The following is a 6391-nucleotide window of genomic DNA, read 5'->3' as shown; positions in this document are numbered from 1 at the left end:
GGTCGGCTCAGCCTTTCCGTCATATCCGTTCGCCTACCCCGTCCCCTATCTGGCGGAGGTGGTGATGTGCTAGTTGTTTGGTCCGGTGGCCGTTCCGTTCGGCGTGGTGTTCGTGGGGGGGCTCGCGGAGGGCGCCCCGCGCCCGAAGACCGTGCAGCTCTGGGACTTCGATGTGCAGAAGTCCACACTGTCGCACCACTTCAAGACGCTGCGAGAGGCGGGGCTCACGCGCACGATCGTGAACGGGCGGCAGCACGACATCCTGTTGCGCAGGGCCGAGCTCGACGAGCGGTTCCCCGGACTCATCGAGTCTGTGCTGAGCGACTGAGCCGCTCCTCCGAGGGCCGAAGTCAGTAGACGCGCAGGCCGACGATCCGTGCGGACGGGTCACCGTTCGTGGCGGTCACCACCACGCGCAGCGCCTCCGCCTCGGGGTGCGACGAGAGCGTGTGAACGCGGTGCCGTCGACGATTGGCGGTGACCTCCTCCACCAACCGCCATTCATCGGCGACGAGGAGCTCGAGCCGGTAGTCGCGCACGAGCGTGGGGAAGACACGATGCGGCGTGCGGTGATGGTGCAGGGTGTTGAGCTCGACATCCACGTCGTCGTCGAACACCAACCGCACCTCGCGCACCGGAGTCGGCTCGTCGAACCGCACGTCGAGCCACTCCGGCCGACCGACGCGTAGTGGCTCAGAGACCCACAGCTGCGGACCACCGTATGGTCGGTGGTAGCCACCCACGGCCTTGCTCGCCGAGAATGCTTCGGTCGGCGGGTGCACCTGGAGCCGCGGTCCGCGACCACGGAGGATGTGGGCCGGCCACTGAACGAGCAGGTCCGCCTCGTCGAAGGAGACGTTGACGTCACCGTCGTTCTCGGGACGATGCGAGAGGAGCAGCACACCGGGAGCCGGGCGATCGGTGAGCAGCACGTGCACGCCGGGGTTCCGATGCAGCACGATGACAGCGTTCTCGGCCACCCGGGGCGTCCACTCGAGGGGCAGGTCGACCCACCGGGCGCACGTTGAAGCCTCCACACGCACGGACGCTGCATCCATGCGATCCACCGGGACCGCGTTCTGCCGCCCGCCGGTGCTGTACAGCGAGGCCTGAAGTGTCGTGTTCCGATCGGCCACCACGAGCACTCGCACCCGCCTCAATTCCGGATCGACGGGAACGAGGATGCCGAGATCGTGTTCGAGAGGGAACAGTTCGCCGCCGCCCGTCCCCTCGATGCCGCCCGAACCACCGCGGTCTGAACACGGGTCAGCAGCATCCAGCGATCGGAGCTCACTGGATGCGTTCACGCGGGCGGAGCGGGCCAGGTCGAGCGGGTCGTCGTTGCGCACTCCGATCACCGAGGCATCCTGAGCCAGCAGCAGTTGGCGCAGTCGCTCTGCGTTCTCGGTCGCGAGCTCGCGCGGAGAGACACCCAGATCGATGGCGAGCGAAGCGGCAGTGCCGACCGCCTCCCCGCCCACCGCGCACGTCGCCATCACGCGCGACGACCCGAACGCGATGTGAGTGGCCGAGATGTCTCGCCCGGCCATGAAGAGGTTGCGCACATTCGCGGAGTAGTAGCTGCGCAGCGGGATGCCGTACACACCGCGGGGAAACCGTTGGTGCGCACCCGCCGTGCTGGCGTACATCCCTTCCACGGGGTGGAGGTCGATCGACCATCCACCGAAGGCGACGGCGTCTGCGAACTCCGTTTGGCCGAGGATGTCGTTCTGCGTGAGCGTGTGATCACCGACGAACCGGCGGTACTCCCGTTTGCCCGGCAGCGTTCCCACCCACTCCAGATCCAGGTTCGCCGCATCGAACTCGCCGGAGTTCTTGATGTGATCCCAGATGCCGAAGATGACCGAGCGGAGTTCGTCGCGGATGCGTTCGTTGTCGGCGACGATGTCGAGCTCGCCGCCCCATTCGATCCACCAGTAGTGAGCGCCGCGGTCCCCGCTACGGATGATCCGCGTTCTGGGGATGGGTGTGGTGGCGATGTCCTTGGCGGATGCGGGAGCCACGAAGTCGACGGGGTGACCGGCATCCTTCGTATAGAAGAGGATGGTCGACCCCAGGAACTGCCTGTCCGCGATGGGCGGGGCCCAGCTCTCGCCGAACTCCTCTCTCGCCTCACGCCCCATACGGAAGCGGGCGCCGGCGAGAGCACCGATGAGACCGTCGCCGGTCGCGTCGACGTAGAACGCGCTCCGGAACGTGGTCCACAACTCAGAGCCCATCGTCCAGCCGCGAACGTGGTCGATCGATCGCTCGGCGTCCGGCCCGTTCGCGTGCACGACGTGCACGTCGGTGTTCAGGAACAGCAGGATGTTCGGCTCGGCACGTACCGCGTCGAGCACGACCTCGTCCCAGTGCACCGGGTTTCCCTCTGGGTTGCGGTACTGGTTCTCCACGTACAGCTCGCCCATGATGCCGGTCTCGCGTGCGAAGCGCTGCATGCCATGGGCCGTCGCACCGCACACCCACACCCGGATCTCGCTCGAGGAGTTGCCCCCGAGCACCGGGCGGTTCGTCACGAGGGCGACTCGCTTTCCGAGACGGGCCGCCGCGATGGCAGCACACACTCCGGCGAGGCCGCCGCCGACCACGGTGAGATCCGTCTCCAGCGTTTGTTCACGCATCCTTGGGAAGGCCCTCCAGAAACTCGGCGATCGTGTCGTCGCGGCGCCCGTCGTCGCATCCGTCGCCACCCGTGCAGTGGCCGTGTGCGAGCACGTGCGTCCACGTCGGTCCGTCGAGTGCGTTCGCGATCGCGAACTGGCCCGGAGTGGGAACCGAGGGGTCTGCGAGCGCAGGCAGCACGAGCATGGGCACGCGCACGCGGCGTGCGGCGCAGGCGGCGTCGACGTAGCTCAACGTGTCCATCGCCTCGGGGTGGTCGAACACGTGCTCCGCGACGATGCGGGCGGATCCGGTGCTCGGCACCGAGATGCGCCAGGCGTGATGGCCGAAGCTCGGCACCTCGAGCACGCCCGCGTCGAAGCAGTCCCCGAACCCGATGGCCAGCGCGCCGATTCCGCCGCCGAAGCTCGACCCGAGGTAGTCCACGCGGCGCAGCCGCGGGAACAGCTCGCGCAAGACTCGCGAGGCGAGCCACGTGTCGACGACGGATCCCACGTGACTGTAGCCGCGCGGCGACCGGATGCCCCAGAGCACGTGATGCATGCCCGTCTCGCCGCCGACGCCGTCCACCTCACTTCTGGCCGGAAGCCCTCGCACCACGGGGAACAGGGCGACCGCGTCGCTCGGAATGCCGGTCAGGTCAGGAGCGTCGCGGCCGCCGTACCCGTGCCCGACGATGAGGCCGCGGGTGACGCCGCCGACCGGTCGTGTCAGCCATCCTCCGATCCGGATGCCGTCCAGGCTGGAGTAGCTCACGTCGGCCACCTGAACACCCGGCTCGCCCTCGAGGGAAACCCACTCGCCTACCTCGAACTCGGAATCGAGTTCTGATGCCTCGTTGGCGACCCGCGCCCAGAAGGAGTCGAGATCGGGTGGCTCGTACTCGGGAGGGTGTACGGCCAGCAACGACTCCAGATCCATTCCGTGAGTCGGATCGAAGCCGTACTGTTCACGCATCGGCGGCGCGGCGATCGCACCGGTGCGTCTCTTCTCCGGTCTCATGCCTCGTTCCCCGTTCGAAGCGCGAGCCGGTACCACGCTTCGGCCGTTCCGCCGCTCACCAGGTCGCCATCGACACCGCACTCGGCGACAAGGCGTTCCATCGAGCGAATCGCCCTTTGGTACCCTCCGGCGGACTCGCAGAGCGGCCAATCCGAACCGATCATCGTCCGCTGCGCACCAAACGCATGCAGCGCGAGGCTGACGTGAGGCAGCAGCGCGTCGGTTCCCTGGCGCGGGTCCAGCTGTGTCAGGAGCCCGGAGAGCTTCACGGCGACGTTCCTGCGCTCCGCCAGCGCGCGCATCCAGCGAGTCCAGTGGTGCAGTTCGCTCGGCTCGAGCGATGGCTTGGCGAGGTGGTCCACCACGATGCGGAGCTGCGGCATCGCGTCGGCGACGGAGAGGGCGGCCGAGAGACCTGCCGGGCGGATCAGCAGGTCGAGTGCGAGGCCGCGGTCGATCAATGCGCGCATCCCTCGCAGAAGGTCCGGGCGAGACGCAGCCTCTTCATCGGCCGGAAGCATCGTGCGGATGCCCGTTATCCGTCCGCCGCCCGCTCCCGCATGCAGGCGGTCGAGCCGAGCTCCGACATCCGTGGCGGCGAGATCGACCCAGCCGACCACGCCTGCGACCAGCGGATCGACGTCGGCGATCGCGAGCAACCGCCGGGTCTCCGCTTCGCTTCCCACCGTCTGCACGGCGATCACGGCCTGAACGTCGGTCTGCGCGGCAAGCGGCCGGAGGCGCTCGACCGTGTCCTGACGGTCGAGCGCCCCCGCTCCTGCGCGCACGTCACGCGTCGGCTCCCCTGTCCACACGTGGACGTGCGCGTCGATCCTCATCGCGAGGGGTCGCGTTCAGCACCCGCCGTCCAGCGAGGAGCACCGTATTGGTACGCGCCGAGGCTGGGGATCGGATCGGTCGAGCCGTCGTTGATACCCGGCAGCGGAATGGCCGCGTTGCGGGCTGGCGAGTCGGCCTGCAGCGTGTAGTCGTTGTGCGCCGGATCGGTGAACAGCGGATCGATGTCCGAGCCCATGTTGTTCGTGAGCACCATTCCACCGTTCGTCGCATCGGTCGTGCCGACCATCGGTCCGATGTTGTTCTCGACCACGGTTCCGGTCGACTCGCCCGGGCCCTTCACGTACATCATGTAGACGCCACCCGTGTTGTTGTAGACCCCCACGTTGTGAGTGCCCGTTCCGAGGCCGTTGAGCATGACCGTCTGCGTCGGGTTGTTCCATCCCACGTTGTTCGCGATCACGAGATCGCTCTGCCCGTTGTCGGCGTAAACGCCGGCCATGGCGAACTTCTCGGTGGTGCCGATGGCGGGTGTCGCGTCGTGCAACAGGTTGTGATCGATCGACGTGCCTGCCATCGACGAGCCGCAGCAGGCGTAGATCGCTGCGGTGTCGAGGTTGAGGTTGCCGTACTGCGAGATGTCGTTGTAGGCGATGTGATCCGGCGCGCCGGGCGTGCCGCCGGGGAGCGTCCACTGCAGATTGATTCCGCTGCGACCCACCCGCGAGATCGTGTTGTGCATCACCGTCTGCCCGTTGCCCTGCACGGCGATGCCGGCGGCGTAGGTTCCCGCATAGTCGACGTCGGTGATCACGTTCCCGGTCGCAGTGTTGCCGCTGCCGAGCAGTGCGATGCCGTTACCCGCACTGAGCGAGAGTGTGCTGTTCCGAACCGTGTTCCCCGTGCCCTTGATGACGATGCCGCTGTCGGTGATCCCGCGGTTCACCGTGGTGCCACAGTTGGTCGCACCCTGGGTGATGTCGGTGAACTGGGACAGATAGGTTCCCACGATGCCGTCGAGCAGGATTCCCGTGCTGTCGTCGCCGGTCGCGATCGACGTGCCGAAGAGGTGGATGCCGTTGACGGTCGTGTGGCTCACCTGCGTGAGGTCGAAGCCGAGCTGACGCTGCTTCGTCTCGACCCGGTGACGGTCGGGGACGTCTTGGCTGACCAGGTACAGCTGCTTGGCGGATGCGTCGTAGTACCACTCCCCGTCGTGCGAGAGCTCGGCGATCTGGCCGGCAAGCGTGTACCGCGTCTGAGCCGGCTTGATGGTGTGGACGCAGGGCGGCGCAGCATTCAGTGTCAGTGTGCCAGGGGCCGAGTCGACGACGGTTCCGGTCTCGGTCGCGTACCAATAGCTCGTCAGTACCCGAGCCCCTGTCCAGTACCCCGCCGGTTGCGTCAGCGCCGGGTCGACCAGCGTGGCCCCCGTGCTCCCGGTCGCCGCCCGCTCGATCGTCAGCGGATGGATGGGATCCGAGCCGGGGTACGGCCACTGCGCCTCGACGTCCATCTGCCCATCCGTGAATACCTGGACCGGACTCACGTCGTCACCGAGATCGATGGGAACGCTGTAAACGTCGCCCGCATCGACCGCCTGGCTGAACGCGGATCCCACGACGAACGGGTCTGACTGAGCAAGCGTGGCGACATCGCGGGCACGTACCTTGTGCCATCCGTGCACGGCGTCTGCGCCAGAAACCGTGACCGTCGCGCCGCGCGCGGCTTCATACGTGATGGGCGCATCCGCCGTTCCCGATACCTTGGGCGTGACCGTCTCGTGATAGGTGCCGCCTCCGATCACGCACGTGTCGCCGGCGACCATGACGTCTGCGCAGCGCTGAATGGTCGCGAAAGCCGCATCCGGCGAGCGACCGTTCGCATGATCATCGCCGTGAGTGGAGACGAAGTACGTCGTTCCTCGGGCCGGTGCCGCGGCTGCGGA

The 6391-nt window shown here is 67.4% G+C and carries 5 protein-coding genes; 1 reads left to right on the top strand and 4 read right to left on the bottom strand.

The annotated features are described in order from the left end of the window. The first annotated feature begins 85 nt into the window (after positions 1–85). Entirely contained in the window at positions 86–328 is a 243-nt protein-coding gene (locus tag ACTHNC_RS08325; RefSeq protein WP_440294133.1) for an ArsR/SmtB family transcription factor, read from the top strand. Positions 329–350: 22 nt separating this feature from the next. On the opposite strand, the gene ACTHNC_RS08320 is transcribed toward ACTHNC_RS08325, so the two are convergent. The 4 genes from ACTHNC_RS08320 to ACTHNC_RS08305 form a co-directional block, all read right to left on the bottom strand. Further along, on the bottom strand, positions 351–2642 hold the full coding sequence (locus tag ACTHNC_RS08320; RefSeq protein WP_440294132.1) for an FAD-dependent oxidoreductase: 2292 nt from the start codon (positions 2640–2642) through the stop codon (positions 351–353). Then, complete coding sequence (locus tag ACTHNC_RS08315) at positions 2635–3645, bottom strand: acetylxylan esterase (RefSeq protein ID WP_440294131.1); 1011 nt, start codon at positions 3643–3645, stop codon at positions 2635–2637. The genes ACTHNC_RS08320 and ACTHNC_RS08315 overlap by 8 nt, the downstream gene beginning before the upstream one ends. Beyond that, on the bottom strand, positions 3642–4484 hold the full coding sequence (locus ACTHNC_RS08310; RefSeq protein WP_440294130.1) for an amidohydrolase family protein: 843 nt from the start codon (positions 4482–4484) through the stop codon (positions 3642–3644). Before ACTHNC_RS08310 ends, ACTHNC_RS08315 begins: the two co-directional genes overlap by 4 nt. After that, positions 4481–6391, bottom strand: a 1911-nt coding sequence (locus ACTHNC_RS08305) for a right-handed parallel beta-helix repeat-containing protein (RefSeq protein WP_440294129.1), incomplete at its 5' end; no start/stop codon positions are given. The genes ACTHNC_RS08305 and ACTHNC_RS08310, both read right to left, overlap by 4 nt.

Source organism: Humibacter sp. (genome assembly GCF_051954055.1).
Classification (GTDB): Bacteria; Actinomycetota; Actinomycetes; order Actinomycetales; family Microbacteriaceae; genus Humibacter.
Note: the sequence above shows the minus strand (reverse complement) of the source record. Positions and strands in the feature narration are given on the sequence as shown.

What these genes read in the sequence shown, in the direction of transcription:
- ACTHNC_RS08320 (WP_440294132.1), bottom strand. Translation starts at nt 2,642, where the DNA reads ATGCGTGAACAAACGCTGGAGACGGATCTCACCGTGGTCGGCGGCGGC.
- ACTHNC_RS08315 (WP_440294131.1), bottom strand. Translation starts at nt 3,645, where the DNA reads ATGAGACCGGAGAAGAGACGCACCGGTGCGATCGCCGCGCCGCCGATG.
- ACTHNC_RS08310 (WP_440294130.1), bottom strand. Translation starts at nt 4,484, where the DNA reads ATGAGGATCGACGCGCACGTCCACGTGTGGACAGGGGAGCCGACGCGT.